This window comes from Streptomyces spinoverrucosus (assembly GCF_006539505.1).
Taxonomy (GTDB): domain Bacteria; phylum Actinomycetota; class Actinomycetes; order Streptomycetales; family Streptomycetaceae; genus Streptomyces; species Streptomyces spinoverrucosus.
On sequence record NZ_BJND01000008.1, the window covers coordinates 231284 to 247099 of the forward strand.

Annotated in this window: 13 protein-coding genes; 8 read left to right on the top strand and 5 right to left on the bottom strand. The window is 70.1% G+C overall.

The window, feature by feature from the left end; all coding sequences use genetic code 11:
• The first annotated feature begins 89 nt into the window (after positions 1-89).
• Both SSP24_RS07145 and SSP24_RS07150 read left to right on the top strand, forming a co-directional pair.
• Positions 90-1055, top strand: coding sequence for an ABC transporter substrate-binding protein (locus SSP24_RS07145; RefSeq protein ID WP_229864882.1), 966 nt, complete (start codon positions 90-92; stop codon positions 1053-1055).
• A 322-nt stretch (positions 1056-1377) separates the two neighbouring features.
• On the top strand, positions 1378-3174 hold the full coding sequence (locus SSP24_RS07150; RefSeq protein WP_141307951.1) for a S8 family peptidase: 1797 nt from the start codon (positions 1378-1380) through the stop codon (positions 3172-3174).
• Positions 3175-3300: 126 nt separating this feature from the next.
• On the opposite strand, the gene SSP24_RS07155 is transcribed toward SSP24_RS07150, so the two are convergent.
• Positions 3301-3948 carry a ScbR family autoregulator-binding transcription factor gene (locus SSP24_RS07155; RefSeq protein WP_141307953.1) on the bottom strand — a complete coding sequence of 216 codons (648 nt, stop codon included), beginning with the start codon at positions 3946-3948 and terminating at the stop codon, positions 3301-3303.
• 191 nt (positions 3949-4139) lie between these two features.
• Between SSP24_RS07155 and SSP24_RS07160 the strand changes: the two genes are divergently transcribed.
• From SSP24_RS07160 to SSP24_RS07170, 3 genes are all read left to right on the top strand, one after another.
• Positions 4140-5042 carry a ScbA/BarX family gamma-butyrolactone biosynthesis protein gene (locus SSP24_RS07160; protein ID WP_141307955.1) on the top strand — a complete coding sequence of 301 codons (903 nt, stop codon included), beginning with the start codon at positions 4140-4142 and terminating at the stop codon, positions 5040-5042.
• 67 nt (positions 5043-5109) lie between these two features.
• Complete coding sequence (locus tag SSP24_RS07165) at positions 5110-5757, top strand: ScbR family autoregulator-binding transcription factor (protein WP_141307957.1); 648 nt, start codon at positions 5110-5112, stop codon at positions 5755-5757.
• Between the two features lie 24 nt (positions 5758-5781).
• Positions 5782-6990 (top strand): damage-control phosphatase ARMT1 family protein, encoded by a 1209-nt coding sequence (locus SSP24_RS07170; protein WP_141307959.1) that lies wholly within the window; start codon positions 5782-5784, stop codon positions 6988-6990.
• Positions 6991-7077: 87 nt separating this feature from the next.
• Here SSP24_RS07170 and SSP24_RS07175 read toward each other — a convergent pair whose 3' ends face one another.
• Together SSP24_RS07175 and SSP24_RS07180 are read right to left on the bottom strand one after the other, a co-directional pair.
• Positions 7078-7854: an alpha/beta fold hydrolase gene (locus tag SSP24_RS07175; protein WP_141307961.1), complete on the bottom strand. Its 777-nt coding sequence runs from the start codon at positions 7852-7854 to the stop codon at positions 7078-7080.
• A gap of 134 nt (positions 7855-7988) precedes the next feature.
• A complete protein-coding gene (locus SSP24_RS07180) occupies positions 7989-9227 on the bottom strand; it encodes an endonuclease/exonuclease/phosphatase family protein (protein ID WP_141307963.1) in 1239 nt (412 codons plus the stop codon).
• A 190-nt stretch (positions 9228-9417) separates the two neighbouring features.
• On the opposite strand from SSP24_RS07180, the gene cyc2 reads away from it, so the two are divergent.
• On the top strand, positions 9418-11583 hold the full coding sequence (gene cyc2, locus SSP24_RS07185; RefSeq protein ID WP_141307965.1) for a germacradienol/geosmin synthase Cyc2: 2166 nt from the start codon (positions 9418-9420) through the stop codon (positions 11581-11583).
• On the opposite strand, the gene SSP24_RS07190 is transcribed toward cyc2, so the two are convergent.
• On the bottom strand, positions 11576-13105 hold the full coding sequence (locus tag SSP24_RS07190) for a hypothetical protein (protein ID WP_141307966.1): 1530 nt from the start codon (positions 13103-13105) through the stop codon (positions 11576-11578). The two genes, cyc2 and SSP24_RS07190, sit on opposite strands and share 8 nt — an antisense overlap.
• Positions 13106-13260: 155 nt before the next feature.
• Here SSP24_RS07190 and SSP24_RS07195 point away from each other — a divergent pair, with 155 nt between their 5' ends.
• Positions 13261-13866: a PDZ domain-containing protein gene (locus SSP24_RS07195; protein WP_141307968.1), complete on the top strand. Its 606-nt coding sequence runs from the start codon at positions 13261-13263 to the stop codon at positions 13864-13866.
• Here SSP24_RS07195 and SSP24_RS07200 read toward each other — a convergent pair.
• Positions 13859-14614: a metallophosphoesterase gene (locus tag SSP24_RS07200; protein ID WP_141307970.1), complete on the bottom strand. Its 756-nt coding sequence runs from the start codon at positions 14612-14614 to the stop codon at positions 13859-13861. The two genes, SSP24_RS07195 and SSP24_RS07200, sit on opposite strands and share 8 nt — an antisense overlap.
• Before the next feature lie 135 nt (positions 14615-14749).
• On the opposite strand from SSP24_RS07200, the gene SSP24_RS07205 reads away from it, so the two are divergent.
• Positions 14750-15814 (top strand): ABC transporter substrate-binding protein, encoded by a 1065-nt coding sequence (locus SSP24_RS07205; protein WP_229864881.1) that lies wholly within the window; start codon positions 14750-14752, stop codon positions 15812-15814.
• Positions 15815-15816 lie beyond the last annotated feature (2 nt).

Below are 15816 nucleotides of genomic sequence, written 5' to 3' on the forward strand. Positions count from 1 at the left end.
GTGCGCTGCGTCCACGGGGGTCCGGTGTGCCCGCACGTCACGTCATCGCCATGCTCCCCCGCCAAATTCCTCAGCCGGAAACGGGAACCGTGACTTCAACCGTGAAGAGCACCTGGTCCAGTACGAGACACCGCGGCGCGGCCGCCGTCGCCCTCGCCGTCGCGGCGGCGCTGGTCGCCGGTTGTGGCTCGTCCTCCGACGACACGTCCGACAACCCGCTCTCCGAGGGCGGCGCGTCGGACGGCAAGACCGTCGTCGTCGGCTCCAACAACTTCGCCGAGAGCATCCTCCTCGCCGACATCTACGGCGAGGCCCTGAAGGCCAAGGGCGTCAAGGTCGAGTACAAGCCCAACATCGGCAGCCGCGAGACCACGTACGGCCTGCTGAAGAACGGCTCCATCACCGTCCTGCCCGAGTACAACGGCTCGCTGCTTGCGTACCTCGACCCGGACGCCGAGCAGAAGTCGACCGAGTCCGTGAACGCGGCGGTCAAGGCCAAGCTGGACTCCAAGTTGACGCTGCTGGAGTCGGCGCCGGCGGAGGACAAGGACTCGGTGTCCATCAACGCCGCGACGGCCAAGAAGTACAACCTCACCGCCCAGTCCACCCTCGCCGACCTCGAGGACATCGCGCCCGAGCTGGTCATCGGCGGCTCGCCGGAGTTCCAGACCCGGCACCAGGGGCTGGTCGGGCTGGAGAAGGAATACGGCCTGAAGTTCAAGTCCTTCAAGGCCCTCGACGCCGGTGGCCCGCTGACTCAGGCGGCGCTGACGAAGAACACCGTGCAGGCCGCGGACATCTTCACCACCGACCCGACCATCACCAAGGAGAAGTTCGTCGTCCTTCAGGACCCGAAGAACCTCTTCGGCTTCGCGAACGTGACCCCGCTGGTGTACAAGAGCGGCCTCCCGCAGGAGGGCGTCGACGCGCTCAACGCGGTCTCCGCCAAGCTCGACACCAAGACGCTGCTGGACCTGGACTCCCAGGTCCAGCTGGAGAACAAGGACCCGCTGGACGTGGCGCAGGCCTGGCTGAAGTCGGTCGGCCTGGACTGACACCTTCCGCCGCCCTCGCCGAGGGTCTCGCCGTACCTCACGTGCCCCGCGCCGCCTTGGAGCCGCGCGGGGCACGCACGTGTCAACCCTCGGACACCAAGGGTGAGTTTCCGGCCGGATAAAGGGTTTCCCCTGTATCCGTCCGGCGGTTCCGTTGCCTATCGTTCCAGCACAGCTGACCCACAGGTAACCCCTGACGGGTCGGTTCGCGCCAGGCCGGCCTCCGCACGCCGCTTTTCGACATACCCCCCTCCGCTTCGACGACGAAGCGCCTCGACCGCCGCTCCGCGCTGTCCGGAGTACGGCCACGAAAGGCAAGCCCTTGCGAACCTCCCCTGCCATCAGACGCAAGCTGATATCCGTCGCCGCCGTCTCCGCGGCGCTGCTCACCGCAGCCGCCCCGGTCGCCGCGGCCCAGGACCCCGCCCCGCGCGAAGCCGCCGTTCCCACCGCCCAGACCGAGGCCGCCCCCGGCACCCCCGCCGAACGCCTCATCGTCGGCTACAAGTCCGGCGCGGACGAGGCCAAGTCCAACAAGGCCGCCGAGGCCGACGCCGAGGCCAAGGGCGAGGAGGCCGGCGAGAACCTCGACTTCCAGCGCCGCCTCGGCACCGGCGCCGCCCTGGTCGACCTGGGCGAGAACCTCACGAAGTCGGACGTCGCCGACGTCGTCGCCGAGTACCGGGCGGACCCGCAGGTCGCCTACGTCGTACCGGACCGCCTGAACAAGCCGCAGGCCGACCCGAACGACACGGACTACGCCAAGCAGTGGGACCTCTTCGAGTCCACCGCCGGCATGAACGTGCCGGGCGCCTGGTCCACCTCCACCGGCACCGGCGTGACCGTCGCCGTCATCGACACCGGCTACGTCGCCCACTCCGACCTCGCCGCGAACATCGTCGGCGGCTACGACTTCATCTCCGACACCGCCGTCTCCGTCGACGGCAACGGCCGCGACAGCAACCCGGCCGACCCGGGCGACTGGTACAACGCCAACGAGTGCGGCGCGGGCATCCCGGCCAGCAACTCCTCCTGGCACGGCACCCACGTCGCCGGCACCATCGCCGCGGTCACCAACAACAGCAAGGGCATGGCCGGCATCGCGTACGGCGCCAAGATCTCCCCGGTGCGGGTGCTCGGCAAGTGCGGCGGTTACGACAGTGACATCATCGACGCCATCACCTGGGCGTCCGGCGGCACCGTCTCCGGCGTGCCCGCCAACTCCAACGTCGCCAAGGTCATCAACATGAGCCTCGGCGGCGACGGCGCCTGCAGCTCCGCCACGCAGAGCGCCATCAACGCGGCCGTGAACCGTGGCACGACGATCGTCGTGGCCGCCGGAAACGACAACGACAACGTGGCGAACCACTCGCCGGGCAACTGCAACAACGTCATCTCGGTCGCCGCCACCAACCGCTCCGGCGCCAAGGCGTCCTACTCCAACTACGGCTCCCTGGTGGACATCTCGGCCCCCGGTGGCCAGACCAGCACCGGCACCGCCAACGGCATCTACTCCACGCTGAACTCCGGCACCCGGACGCCGTCCACCGAGTCGTACGCCTACTACCAGGGCACCAGCATGGCCACCCCGCACATCGCCGGCCTCGCCGCGCTGATGGAGTCGGCCAAGTCGTCGCTGACCCCGGCCCAGATCGAGTCGGCGATCAAGTCCAACGCCCGTCCGCTGCCCGGCGCCTGCTCCGGAGGCTGCGGCGCGGGCCTGGCGGACGCCGCGAAGACGGTCCAGGCCGTGGCGGGCGGTACGTCCACCGGTACGACCTTCTCCAGCACCTCCGCCGTCTCGATCCCGGACGCCGGGTCGGCCGTCGAGTCGCCGATCACCGTCAGCGGCCGCAGCGGCAACGCGCCCTCGGCCCTGCAGGTCGCGGTGGACATCACCCACACCTACCGCGGTGACCTGGTCATCGACCTGGTCGCGCCGGACGGCTCGACGTACCGCCTGAAGTCCTCCAGCGGCTCGGACTCCGCGAACGACGTCAAGACCACCTACACGGTGAACGCGTCCAGCGAGGTCGCCAACGGCACCTGGAAGCTGCGGGTGCAGGATGTCGCCGCGCAGGACACGGGCACGATCAACAGCTGGAGCCTGACGTTCTGACGTAAGCCTTCACAAGAGCGTCTCCTGAGCGGGCGGGTCGACCGGTGCGGATGGGTGCCGGTCGGCCCGCCTTGTTGTCGTGTCCGGACGTGTCGGAGTCGGTTCACTGAAACGTCCGGCGGATCGCTACGCCACCCGGCTCTCCAGCGACGCCAGCACCCGCGCCCCCCGGTCGGCCCGGCTGTCCAGCCCGAGCAGTAACCCGGGCACCGCGATGCTCGGCAGCATGTGGGACCACAGCACGGACAGGCGTCGCCCCAGATCGTCCCGCCCGGTCAGGGCCCGTGACATCAGCTGTATGCCGGTGAACGCACCGACGAGCAGCTCCACCGTCTCCCGCGGATCCACCGTCGGCAGCAACTCCCCCTGTGCCCGCGCCTGTTCCAGCAGCGGCGTCAGATGGTCGGTCCACTGCCGGAACGGCCCGGTGTGATCCACCCCCGGCGGCGCGCACTGGTCCACCGCCAGCCGCACACTGCCCCGGAGCAGGGCGTTGCTCAGCAGCCGCTGGCCGACGACGAAGGTGATGTCGATGACCTCCTGCAACTTGCACGGCTGGGAGGGGATCGCGCCGAAGGGCACCTGCTCGTCGAGGACGGCCTGGGCGAGGGACTCCTTGGAGGGGAAGTGGAAGTACAGCGCGCCCTTGGTGACTTCGGCGCGTTCCAGCACCATGGCGATGGTGGTGGAGGTGTAACCGTGTTCGTCGAAGACCGCACCGGCGGCTTCCAGGATCGCCCTGCGTGTCCTGATGGCGCGCTCCTGTTTCGCCATGAGAACCCCCCTCCGACGCCCAGTTGGCCGGTTCATGCCGTTGGCGCCACGATCGTGCCGGAACTGCCCTGATCATAGGGTGTTACGGAGTGATCGCATTGAAAACAAACCGGTCGCCTCGTAATCTGACGCCCACCCGCAGCGGATGTCTCCACCGTCCGCAGAGCCCTTCGGGGGACGTAGGGAGAAACATGCCACTATCGCGGCAACTTGCCGAAACCCCGACCCTGACGGCGACTGTTCCCCGGCAGCTCGTGCACCGCGCGGCCGTCGCCGAGACCTTCCTCACCGGCTGGCGACGGACGGAAACCGACCGCTTCGCCGTTTCCGCCCAATGGCCCCGGGCCCACGGGTTACACGTGTCGCCCGACCGCTCCGCGTACGAGCCGCTTCTCGTCGTCGAAACCGTGCGCCAGAGCGGAACCCTGATCGCCCACACCGAGTACGACGTGCACCTGGGCCACCACTTCGTGCTCCAGGAATTCGAAGTCGACACGTTTCCCCAGCACTTGGCCGTCGGCCCGATACCGGCCGAGCCGGTCGTCGACGTCCACTTCGTCGAGGTGCGCCACCGGGCCGGCCGCCCTGCCGGGGCCCGCTACACCGCCGAAGTACTGCTCGACGGTGCCCGCGTGGCGACCGCCCGGGTCGCCTTCACCTGCGTCGCCGAGTCCGTCTACCGCAGGCTGCGCGGCGGCCGCACCCCCGCCACCGTGTCCGCCCTCCCCGCGCCGCCCGGTCTGCCGCCCCAGGCCGTGGACCGCGCGCTGCCGGAGGACGTCGTCCTGGCCCCGGCCGACCGGAATGACCGCTGGCGCCTGAGAATTGATACCGCGCATCCCGTTTTCTTTGACCATCCGCTCGATCACGCCCCCGGCATGCTCCTGCTGGAGTCCGCCCGCCAGGCGGCCCGGGCCCGGGCACCCGAGGCCGGGACGCCCGCCTCCTTCCGGTCGTTCTTCCATCGCTACGCCGAACTGGACGAACCCGTATGGATCGAGGCCTCTGACGAGGGTGGCACGGACATACGGATCGTGGCCACGCAGGGGGAGTCGGCGGTCTTCGAGTGCCTGGTCGGCATGGCGAAGGAGTGAGATATTGTGAACGCGGGGTAAGAAACAAACGGCATAACCCGTTTTCATTCCCAGGAGAGTCCAGCCGATGGCGAGGCAGTTACGAGCCGAGCAGACCCGGGCCACGATCATCAGGGCCGCCGCCGACCTGTTCGACCGTCACGGCTACGAGTCGACCAGCCTGAGCGACATCGTCGAGCACGCCCAAGTCACCAAGGGCGCCCTGTACTTCCACTTCGCGGCGAAGGAGGACCTGGCGCACGCCATCATCGAGATCCAGTCCCAGGCCTCCCGGCGGCTGGCCCGTGAGGTGGACGACCGGAAGTGCTCGTCGCTCGAAGGCCTGATGCGCATCACGTTCGGCCTCGTGCGGCTCACCGTCGAGGGGCCGGTCGCCCGCGCCGGACTCCGGCTCGCCACCGGCGGCGTCGGGGTGCGGCCGCCGCTGCCGCACCCCTTCACGGAGTGGCTCGACATCGTTTCCAGGAAACTCCTCGGCGCCGTCAAGGAGTCGGACATCCACCCGGACGTCGACGTCGACGCCGTCGCCCACTCCCTCCTCAGCTTCTTCGTCGGGATACGCGTGACGAGCCGCACCCTCGAACCCGTCCTGCGGCTGCCCCGCCGGCTCACCGAGATGTGGTACGTCCTCATCCGCGGCCTGGTCCCGGTGACCAGACGCCCGCGGTATCTCGGCCTCGCCACGCAGCTGGAACGTGAGATCAGAGCCATCTGAGCGGCGCGCGGTACGGTGAGCCGCATGCCCGACGCCGCGCCCGCGCCAGTGATCCTCGGCAACGAAACCGGTTCCTTCCCGTACAGCGTGCTGGCCGAACGCCATCCCGCGATCATCCGGCAGGTACGCGAGTCCCTGCCGTACGGCCCCCACCGGCAGCGCGCCCTCGACGCCCTGCTCACCAGCTGCACCAAAGGCGTGATCGAATCGTTCCCCTCCGACGCGCACGACCGGGACCGGTGGGCCGCGTGGGGACTCGACAGATACGCCGGACAGTCCTGGTTCGACGTGCCCTGGCTGTGGTCGGAAAGCTACTTCTACCGCCAACTCCTCGAAGCCGTCGGTTACTTCGGCCCCGGACCCGAACAGGCCATCGACCCGTTCGGCCCGGTCAAACTCGCCGAACTCGACGCACCCGAGACCGACGAGGAGCTGGCCGCCCTCGACAGCCTCGAATCCCGCCCGGCCGACGAGCGTGCCCAGGCCCTGCTGCACGGCTCGCTCTGGGGCAACCGCGCTGACCTCGGCTTCCGGCTGTCCGCCGGCGGCGACACCCCGGCCGCCGCCCCCGGCCTGGTCGCCGACGACAGCGAGACCCTGTGGTCACTCCTGCCGCCTTCCGGCACCGGCACCCTCTGCCTGATCGCCGACAACGCCGGCCGCGAACTCATCCCCGACCTGCTGCTCATCGCCCACCTCCTGGCCGAGGGCCGCGTCGAGCGGGCGGTGCTGCACGTCAAGCCCGACCCGTACTACGTCTCCGACGCCACCCCGGCCGACGTACTGGACGCCCTGCGCCGGCTGACTGCGGCGCCGGGCGCGGCCGCCGCGTATGGGCGGTGCCTGTGGTCGGCGACGACCGACGGTCGGCTGACGGTACGGGCCCACCCCTTCTCCTGCGGACCCCTGCCGTACGCCGAGATGCCCGACGATCTGCGCGCCGAGCTCGCCGCGGCGACGGTCACCGTCGTGAAGGGCGACCTCAACTACCGTCGCCTGGTGGGCGACCGCCACTGGCCCCCGCCCACCCCTTTCGCCGACGTGACCGCTTACTTCCCCGGTCCGGTCGCCGCCCTGCGCACCCTGAAATCCGACGTGATCTGCGGCCTCGACATCGACACCGAGGCGGCGCTGGTCGCGGAGGAGGGGCAGGGCTGGCGGACTGGTGGGACGCATGCGCTGATCCAGGTCAATGCGTGGGCGGGTGGTGGAGGTCGAGGTCCAGGTGCTTGATGCCGGGGACAGGCGGGGCGTGCGGCCTCACGCCGGTTCGCCCCCGGACACCGCGCCGTCTCGGCCCCCCATCCCCCCTCGGGCCTGCTACTCGTCCCGGTCCCGGCGGAGGAAGTCCTCGATGACGCGGATCAGTTCGAGTGGGGTCTCGTCCATCGCGTAGTGGCCGGCGCACGGCAGCTCGTGGAGTTCGGCGCGCGCGTACCAGGTCAGCCAGGTCCGGCGGAGGAGATCGGCCGACAGGGCGGGGTCGAGCGCTCCGGCGACGGCGAGCGCGGGGACCGTCGAGCCCTCTACCTGCTCGTGGAAGTCCTCGCCGGCCCAGGAGTCCAGCCAGGCGCGGAACGCCTTCGGGTCGCTTTCCGCCAGGGAGCGGGCGACCATGCGGTCCAGCCAGGCGGCGGGGCGGTGGCCGCCGGTGGTGATGTCGATGATGGCGCGCCGGTTCTCCGGCCGGTGAGCGGCGTCCGCGAACAGCTCCCACTGCTCCGGCGGCAGCGCGAGCCCGGAGGCGGGCACCGGGGAGACGCCCACCACCGTGCGCAGCCGGTGCGGGGCGATGGCAAGCATCCGCTGGGCGATGGCGCCGCCCATGGAGTGCCCGACGACGGAGAACCGGGCCCAGCCGAGCCGGTCGGCCAGTGCCACCAGGTCGCGCGCCGCCTCACCGGTCGTGTACGCGCCGTCCGCGTCCCTGGCCTGCCCGTAGCCGCGCAGATCGACGAGCGCGTACTGGAAGGACGTACGGTCCAGGTCCGGCAGGACGGGCGCGTACGCGGACCGGTCGGCGAACCAGCCGTGCACGGCGAACACCTTGTGGGTGCCGCTGCCGTGCAGCTCATGGGGGAGCATGAAGGAGGTCATGCGAACACCGTGGCCGGTGGGCCGGGGCTCGGCAAGGGCGCGCGGCGAGGGTGTCGCGTTGTCGCGCCCGGCGCCGAAGTGGCGGTGCCCCCTGGCAGAAGCGCATGGCTCCCGTGTCCTGGCGGGGAAGCGGCTCAGGCCACCCGTATGTCCTGCCAGACCAGCCGGTGGTCCGAGGTGGGGACCGGCCAGCCGCTGCCGACCAGCCGGTACAGCGGGTCGTCGGACGTCGGCCAGAACACGCCGTTCGCGACCGGCGTCAGTCCCTTGCTGGGTATGACGTAGTCCACCCTCAGGTTGCCGGGCGCGGAGTCGGAGAAGTCGGCGGTGTCGTAGGCGGGGTTGCCGGTGTGGGTGGTGTTGGCGCCGCCCTGGCGGCTCGCGGCCTCCACTGCGCCCGCGCTGGCCGGTGGAGTGGCCGGCAGGTTGACCGCCGGGTGGTCGAGCAGCTGACGTATCGCGTTGGCGTAGCTGTCGCCGTCGTGCGGGTCGGCGTTCTGGTCGCCCGCGATCACGAAGCGCGCGCCGGGGCGCAGTCCGCCGCGCCGACCCTTGTCGTCGTAGAGATAGAAGCCGCGCCTGCGGCCGCTGATGTAGTCGGCCCAGAGGCGGATCTCGTCGTGGTTGCGGCGGCCGTTGCGGTCCTCGGGGCCGTCGAAGGTGGGCGGGGTGGGGTGCGAGACGAGGAAGTGCACGGTGTCGTGGCCGATGCGGACCGGTACGTCCCAGTGGCTCTTCGAGGAGAGCCGGAAGACCGCGCTGGCCTCGTCGCTGTAGTAGTCCGCCGGGAGGAGGTTGCCCGGCATGTCCTTCCACAGGAAGCGCTGGAAGGTGCGCACCGCGCGGGTGTCGATGGGGTACTTGGAGAGTACGAGCATGCCGTACTGCCCCGGGAACCAGCCGTAGCCGAAGGCGTCCTGCCCGTACGCGTCGGAACCGGGCGTCGTGACGGCGCCGCCACGTCCGTCGAAGTCGATCCCGGAGGCCACGCCCGTGTTGACGGGGCCGGTGAAGTGGTACCGGTAGCGCACCGGACGCGCGCCGTTCTGGCTCACGGCCAGGTAGTTGCGCTGGAACTGGCGGGCCGCGGTGCCGTCGCTGTCGTAGTCGAACTCGTTGATCAGCAGGACGTCGGGGTCGACCCGCTGGATGGTCTCGGCGGCGTTGCGCGCCTGGACGTTGTCCGGGGTGGACAGGTCGGTGACGAGGGCGCCCTGGGCGGTGCGGTTCAGCGAGGCGTTGAACGTGGCGAACCGCACCGTCCGCCGGTGGTGGCCGGTGGCCGACGCCGGGAACGCCGCGGTGCCGGCCAGTGTCGCCCCGGCGAGCGAGGCGAGCGCGGTCCGGCGGGAGAGAGCTCTGGGGTCGTTCATCGGGACTCCGTAAGTCTGGGAGTTGCGTGGGTCCAAGGTCGCTTGTTCTGCAATTGCCGTAGTCTGCGCGCGTAGAGATGAACGCCACAAGGCCCGGCGAGAACTCCCGGATTCACCCTTGATTCACGCGATGGTGTGATCATGTCCTGGCCCGCGGATGCCCCCGGTGGGCCGGGGGTAGGGCCCGGCCATGACGCAGCAGCCGTTCGAACTCCCGCACTTCTACATGCCGTATCCCGCGCGGCTGAACCCACATCTCGACGAGGCCCGGGCCCATTCGACCGTGTGGGCACGCGAGATGGGCATGCTGGAGGGGTCCGGGATCTGGGAGCAGGCCGACCTCGACGCGCACGACTACGGCCTGCTCTGCGCCTATACGCACCCCGACTGCGACGCCGAAGCCCTCTCTCTCATCACCGACTGGTACGTGTGGGTCTTCTTCTTCGACGACCACTTCCTGGAGACCTTCAAACGCAGCCAGGACCGCGCCGGCGGCAAGGCCTATCTGGACCGGCTGCCGCTGTTCATGCCGCTCGACATGTCAACGCCCGTACCGGAGCCCCAGAATCCGGTCGAGGCGGGCCTCGCCGACCTGTGGGCGCGCACGGTGCCCTCGATGTCCATGGACTGGCGCCGCCGCTTCGCCGTCGCGACCGAGCATCTGCTGAACGAGTCCCTGTGGGAGCTGTCGAACATCAACGAGGGGCGGATCGCCAACCCCGTCGAGTACATCGAGATGCGCCGCAAGGTCGGCGGCGCTCCCTGGTCCGCCGGGCTCGTGGAGTATGCGACCGCCGAAGTGCCCGCGTCCGTCGCCGGTTCCCGGCCGCTCAGGGTGCTCATGGAGACGTTCTCCGACGGCGTCCACCTGCGCAACGACCTGTTCTCCTACCAGCGTGAGGTCGAGGACGAGGGCGAGCTCAGCAACGGAGTGCTCGTCCTGGAGACGTTCTTCGGCTGCACCACCCAGGAGGCCGCCGAGGCCGTCAACGACATCCTCACCTCCCGGCTCCACCAGTTCGAGCACACCGCGTTCACCGAAGTGCCCGCGCTGGCCCTGGAGAAGGGCCTCACCCCGGACGAACTGGCCGCGATCGCCGCCTACACCAAGGGCTTGCAGGACTGGCAGTCCGGAGGCCACGAGTGGCACATGCGCTCCAGCCGCTACATGAACAAGAACGCCACGGCCACCGCTCCGTGGAGCGCCGGCGCCACCGGACTCGGCACGTCGGGGACCGACATCCGGTCACTGCTCGCCTCGGCTGGTGCCGAGCGGCTGCGCGCGTACACGCACGTGCCGTTCCAGAAGGTCGGAGCGTCCCGCATTCCCGATATCTACATGCCGTTCCAGGTGCGCCTCAACCCCGCCCTCGAAGGCGCCCGCGCGCGTCTCCTGCCCTGGGCGCAGGGCCTCGGCATGCTCAGTGAGGGCGTCTGGGACGAGGACAAACTCGCCGCGTTCGACCTGCCGTTGTGCTCGGCCGGACTCGACCCGGACGGCCCCCCGGAGGCCCTCGACCTCAGTGCGGGGTGGCTGACCTGGGGCACGTACGGCGACGACTACTACCCGCTCGTCTTCGGCCACCGCCGCGACCTCGCCGCCGCCAGGCTGTGCACGGAACGCCTCTCGGCCTGCATGCCCGTCGACGGGGCGGAACCGCTCGTCCCCGTGAACGCCATGGAACGCGGCCTGATCGACCTGTGGCAGCGCACCACGGTCGGGATGGACGAGGACGGCCGCCGCCGGCTGAAGGCATCGATCGATGTGATGACGGAGAGCTGGGTGTGGGAGCTGGCGAACCAGCTCCAGAACCGCATCCCCGATCCCGTCGACTACCTGGAGATGCGCCGAGCCACCTTCGGCGCCGACCTCACGCTCAGCCTCTGCCGGACGGGCCACGGCCCCGACATCCCGCCGGAGGTCTACCGCAGCGGATCCGTCCGCTCCCTGGAGAACGCCGCCGTCGACTACGCCTGCCTCCTCAACGACGTGTTCTCCTACCAGAAGGAGATCGAGTACGAGGGGGAGATCCACAACGCCGTCCTCGTGGTGCAGAACTTCTTCGGCACCGACTACCCGACCGCCCTCGGCATCGTCAACGACCTGATGACGCAGCGCATGCGGCAGTTCGAGCATGTGGCGGCGACCGAACTGCCGGTCGTGTACGAGGACTTCGGGCTGTCGGCCAAGGACCGCGAGAGCATGGCGGGGTATGTGACGGCGCTGCAGAACTGGATGGCGGCCATCCTGAACTGGCACCGCGAGGTCCCCCGCTACAAGGCGGACTACCTGGAGCGACGAGCCCACGGCTTCCTGCCGGACCGCGCGCCTGCCGCACCCGTGTCGGTCAGCTGATGCCGCGCAGCCGTGCGGCTGTCTCCTCGGCGAGCTCTCGTACGCCCTTCGCGGCGTTTTCCGAGAGCTCGCCGAGTATCGCGTCCCCGGACGCGAGGACCGCGCGGGCCTGCTCCGGCAGGTTCGCCTCGGCCAGCGCGCGGGCAAGGGCGTAGTGCTCCGTGGTCGTGAGTCGGCCGAGGTTCACCTGCTGCCAGTGGCGCAGGGAGTCGTCGCCGGGGTTGTCGAGGGTGGCTCTGAGCGATGCCAAGGTGCGTACCGCTTCGAGCGGTTGCCCGGCCTCCCGCTCCAACCGTGCCTGCGTGAGACGGGCCGAGACGCGGTCCCACGCCGTGTCCTGGAGAACGGCGTACAGGCGCTGGGCGCGCAGCGCCTGCGACAGGTCACCCAGACGCTCGAACGCAGTGGCGAGTGAGCGCAGAGGGCTGGTGTTCAGCCGTGTCGGGTCGTCGGGGCGGCGCAGTTCGCCCTGGTCCAGGATGAATCCGTCCAGCCTGCGGATCAGCGCGACCCGGGCGAGCTCGGTCATGCCCTGGTCCATGGCCAGGTCGGTCCATGTGCACGACGGTTCGTCGGCAGGGTCGGTGCCGAACAGGGCGTCGTCCAGCTCCCGCGCCCAGCGCCGCAGCTCCGACGCGTCGGCGCCGCACTCGGGCAGGTCACTCAGCCCGCACGCGGTGTCGAAGTCCGTCTCCCGGACCTCGTGCAGCAGCGGCAGGTCGTCCGTGTGGCCGTGCAGGCCCACCAGTACGGCGGCCAGCCGCAGTTCGTCCGCCATCGACGAACTCGCCTCGTGCCGCAGCAGATGCCGCAGCAGGCCCAGATCGCCGTCCGCCCGGTCGAACTGCGCGGCGCGCAGGGCGAGTCGGCGCCGTGCGGCGTCCGCCGCGAGCGCGTCCCACACCGCACGGTCGCCGGAACGCAGCAGCGAGAGGTCGGCGCGACCGGCCGCGAGGACCGGCTCCCAGAGCGGTGGCCGAGGGTGGCCGTCGAGCAGGTCGTAGCCGCACAGCTCTTCGGCGTTGATCAGGAGGAAGTCGGGCTCGGTGCGCAGCAGCGCGGAGTGCAGCCGGGCCACGAGCTCGACGGGGGAGCGGTCCGGGAATCCCAGGGCGGCGCGCAACTCGGCCCGCTCCTCGTCGATTCCGTAGTACTCACGGAGCTCGTCCTCGACTTCCGTGACCCGCTCCCGGATCGCCTGCTCGCCGTCGGCCGGGGACAGGTGCGTACAGCTTCCCCAGCCGGGCAGACCGATCAGCATCTCCAGCGCCTCGTCGACGGTCGAGCCGATGATCCCGGCCGAGCCGTCGGAACTGGCGTAGAGCATCGATCCGTCCGCGCACACGAAGTACGTACCGCCCGTGTCGTCGCCCGCCACGACCTCCAGCGGCCCGCCCGACGCCAGGCGGACCGGCTCGACATGACCGTGCGCCGCGCGGTCGAGGTCGAAGTTGAACGGGAACGCGGCGAGAGCGGCCAGACGGGGGTCCCGCCGGAGCAGGCGCAGGGCGTGATCGGTCATGTCACAGAACGTAACAGGGCCCACTGACAACGCGGTGCGCCGCTGCCTCTGCCCATGCACTGGCGCACCTTCCATTTCTGATGGTGAGTCAGTCTCACTCGTTCGTGGCTCGTTGTGCGCCGTTGCGCCGGGTAGTGCACCAGGGGAGGTGAACCATGGAACAGACTGCGCTGCGTCCCAAGCCGAAGCCCGGTCAGGAGCCCGGTGGCACCGGCTCCAAACCCGTCAAGCGCCCGCATGCCGCGCGCCGACGCGGCCGACGGCTCACGACCCTGCTGCTCGGCCTGCTCGTCGCGGTGGTGCTGGTGCTGTCCGGCGTCGGACTGGGCACGGTGGCCGCGACGGTGATCGGCATGAGCAAGCTCGCCGAACTCCAAAGCCAACCAGGCCGACCCGGCCGCCCCGGACCGTCGGCGCCCGCATCGCCGGTGCACCCGTCCACCTCGCCGGGCCCGAGCGCTTCCGGACCGTCGGCCGCCGCGTCGACCCCTCCGGCGGACATGGTCCTGGGCGTCGAGGTCGTGGACGCCGAGAAGTCCGGCGCCCTGATCGTCGGCGTGCATGTCCCCGGGCCCGGCTATACGGCGGGCCTGGTGCGGGGCGACGTACTGCTCACCTTCGACGGCACACCAGTCGAGTCCGCGGCGGACCTCGTACGGGCGGTCGACCGGGCGCGTCCCGGGGCGACGGTCACGGTGACGGTACGACATGAGGGCGGCGGCTACCAGCAGTTGGCGGTGGCCCCGGGGATCGTCACGTGACCACCCGGAAGTGGCTGGTGAGCCGCCCCTCGTCGTCCAGCACGTGGAACGCCAGCCCGACCGGCGCCTCCCGGTCGGCGGCCCCTTCGCCCTCCCAGGGCAGCCGCAGCGTCCACGTCACACCGGGTCCGACGACCAGTGGCCGCCCGGCGAAGGTGGTGGCAGTGGCCGTGTGCGCGTGCCCGGTGATGAGCCCGGCGATCTCGGGTCGGCGCTCCATGAGGGCGGCCAGCCGGTGGGGTGCGCGCAGCCGGTAGGAGTCGGGCAGCGGGTGGTGCAGTGCGACCGGTGGGTGGTGCAGGGCGAGCAGCACCGGAAGGCTCCCGTCGAGCTCGTCGAGCGTCGCCTCGACCCAGTCGTACGTCTCCTCGTCCAGAGCCCCTTCGTCGCTCCCCGGGATGCTGGAGTCGCACATCAGTACGGTGGCGTCGTCGAAGACGTGCGCCCCGTTGACCGGTCCCTCGGTCGCGGGCAGGCCCAGCAGCGCCTTGCGGAAAGGGGCACGGCTGTCGTGGTTGCCCGGGCAGGTCAGCACCGGGAACGGCGCGTCGCCGGACCGCAGGCCGAGGATGCGGGCCGCCTCCTCGTACTCCGCCTCCGTGCCGTGGTCGGCGATGTCGCCGGTCACCAGCAGCGCGTCCACGTGCCCCGGCAGCTCCCACAGCCGCTCGCGCACCCGCTCGGCGCGCTGCGTCGCCCGCGTGCTCCCGTCCAGATGAAGATCGCTGATGTGTGCGAGTACGAGCACGCCGGGTCCTCCCCGTGGGTGTCACTAATGGAACCCACGCATCTAAGCATTAGATCCGGTTTTCTTGAAGCCTGGCGGATCGGCGAACAAGTAATCGGTTGCCTGTTGGCGGTGGTGGGGGATCCAATGTCCGGCATGGTCAGCATCGGTGCTCTCGTTCCGCTGACTCGGCCCGGCTGGGTCGAGGGGGGCCAACACTTGCTCGCCGGCCTCGAGTTGGCCGTTCGTGAAGTCAATGACGCCGGCGGGATCGTCGGAAGACCACTCGAGCTGGTGGTCCGAGACACCGCGGCTGATCCACACAGGGCCGCGGCGGCCGTGGATGAATTGGCTCACCTGGGCGTGGCTGCCCTGGCGGGGGAGTACCACAGCGTCGTAGCTCGCGCCGCTGCCGTCAGGGCCGACGCCCTCGGCCTGCCGTTCCTCTGCTCGTCAGCGGTTCTCGACGCGCTCACCGAACAGCCGACGGAATGGGTCGCGCGCCTCGCCCCAGCGCAGTCCCACGGCTGGCAGATCTACGCGGATTTCCTCCTCGGCGCGGGCCACAGTCGTATCGCCGTAGCAGCCCAGTCGAGTGTCTACTGGTCATCCGGGGTCCGCATTCTGCGGGACTACCTCGCTCCGCGCGGCGGCACCGTCATCGAACTCGATATGCGCGCGCTCACCCCCACGGCCGTGTGCGACGAACTCGTCGACAATCGCGCGACAGCCCTCCTTCTTCTGGTCGGCCACCCGGAGCCGGCAGTGTCGATCGTCAAGTCTGTCCGCCGCGACCAGCGCCTCGCCGAGATCATGATTGGTGCTCCGGCTGGGCAACCGGAGTTCGCCGAATGGGCGACGTTGCTGGGCGAAGACGGCTCAGCGGTCCCGTTCTTGCGCTACCTGCCCGAGCGCCTCGGCCCACTCGGTGCGCGAGTCGAGACGGCCCTCCGCGAGCGGCTGGGCAACGCGCCCTCCTTCGTCGCCTTCGAGGGTTACGACACGGTCGCCGTCCTCGCCGATGTGCTGCGTTCTCACGGCGCGGACCGGGCGCGCACTGCCGAATCCTGGCCGCGCGTTGCTGTCGAGGGCACTCGCGGGCAGATCCGGTTCTCCCGCACGCCGGGCATCAGCGTTTGGCAATGGGCTTGGACGCCGGTCCAAGTCGTTGATCGGGATCCGGCGGAACCCGATCGTTTTCGGATCCTTCACGCCAGTTGAGA

Coding starts and splice junctions, on each gene's coding strand:
- SSP24_RS07155 (WP_141307953.1), bottom strand. CDS start 3,948: ATGGCGAAACAGGAGCGCGCCATCAGGACACGCAGGGCGATCCTGGAA.
- SSP24_RS07160 (WP_141307955.1), top strand. CDS start 4,140: ATGCCACTATCGCGGCAACTTGCCGAAACCCCGACCCTGACGGCGACT.
- SSP24_RS07165 (WP_141307957.1), top strand. CDS start 5,110: ATGGCGAGGCAGTTACGAGCCGAGCAGACCCGGGCCACGATCATCAGG.
- SSP24_RS07170 (WP_141307959.1), top strand. CDS start 5,782: ATGCCCGACGCCGCGCCCGCGCCAGTGATCCTCGGCAACGAAACCGGT.
- SSP24_RS07175 (WP_141307961.1), bottom strand. CDS start 7,854: ATGACCTCCTTCATGCTCCCCCATGAGCTGCACGGCAGCGGCACCCAC.
- SSP24_RS07180 (WP_141307963.1), bottom strand. CDS start 9,227: ATGAACGACCCCAGAGCTCTCTCCCGCCGGACCGCGCTCGCCTCGCTC.
- cyc2 (WP_141307965.1), top strand. CDS start 9,418: ATGACGCAGCAGCCGTTCGAACTCCCGCACTTCTACATGCCGTATCCC.
- SSP24_RS07190 (WP_141307966.1), bottom strand. CDS start 13,105: ATGACCGATCACGCCCTGCGCCTGCTCCGGCGGGACCCCCGTCTGGCC.
- SSP24_RS07195 (WP_141307968.1), top strand. CDS start 13,261: ATGGAACAGACTGCGCTGCGTCCCAAGCCGAAGCCCGGTCAGGAGCCC.
- SSP24_RS07205 (WP_229864881.1), top strand. CDS start 14,750: ATGGTCAGCATCGGTGCTCTCGTTCCGCTGACTCGGCCCGGCTGGGTC.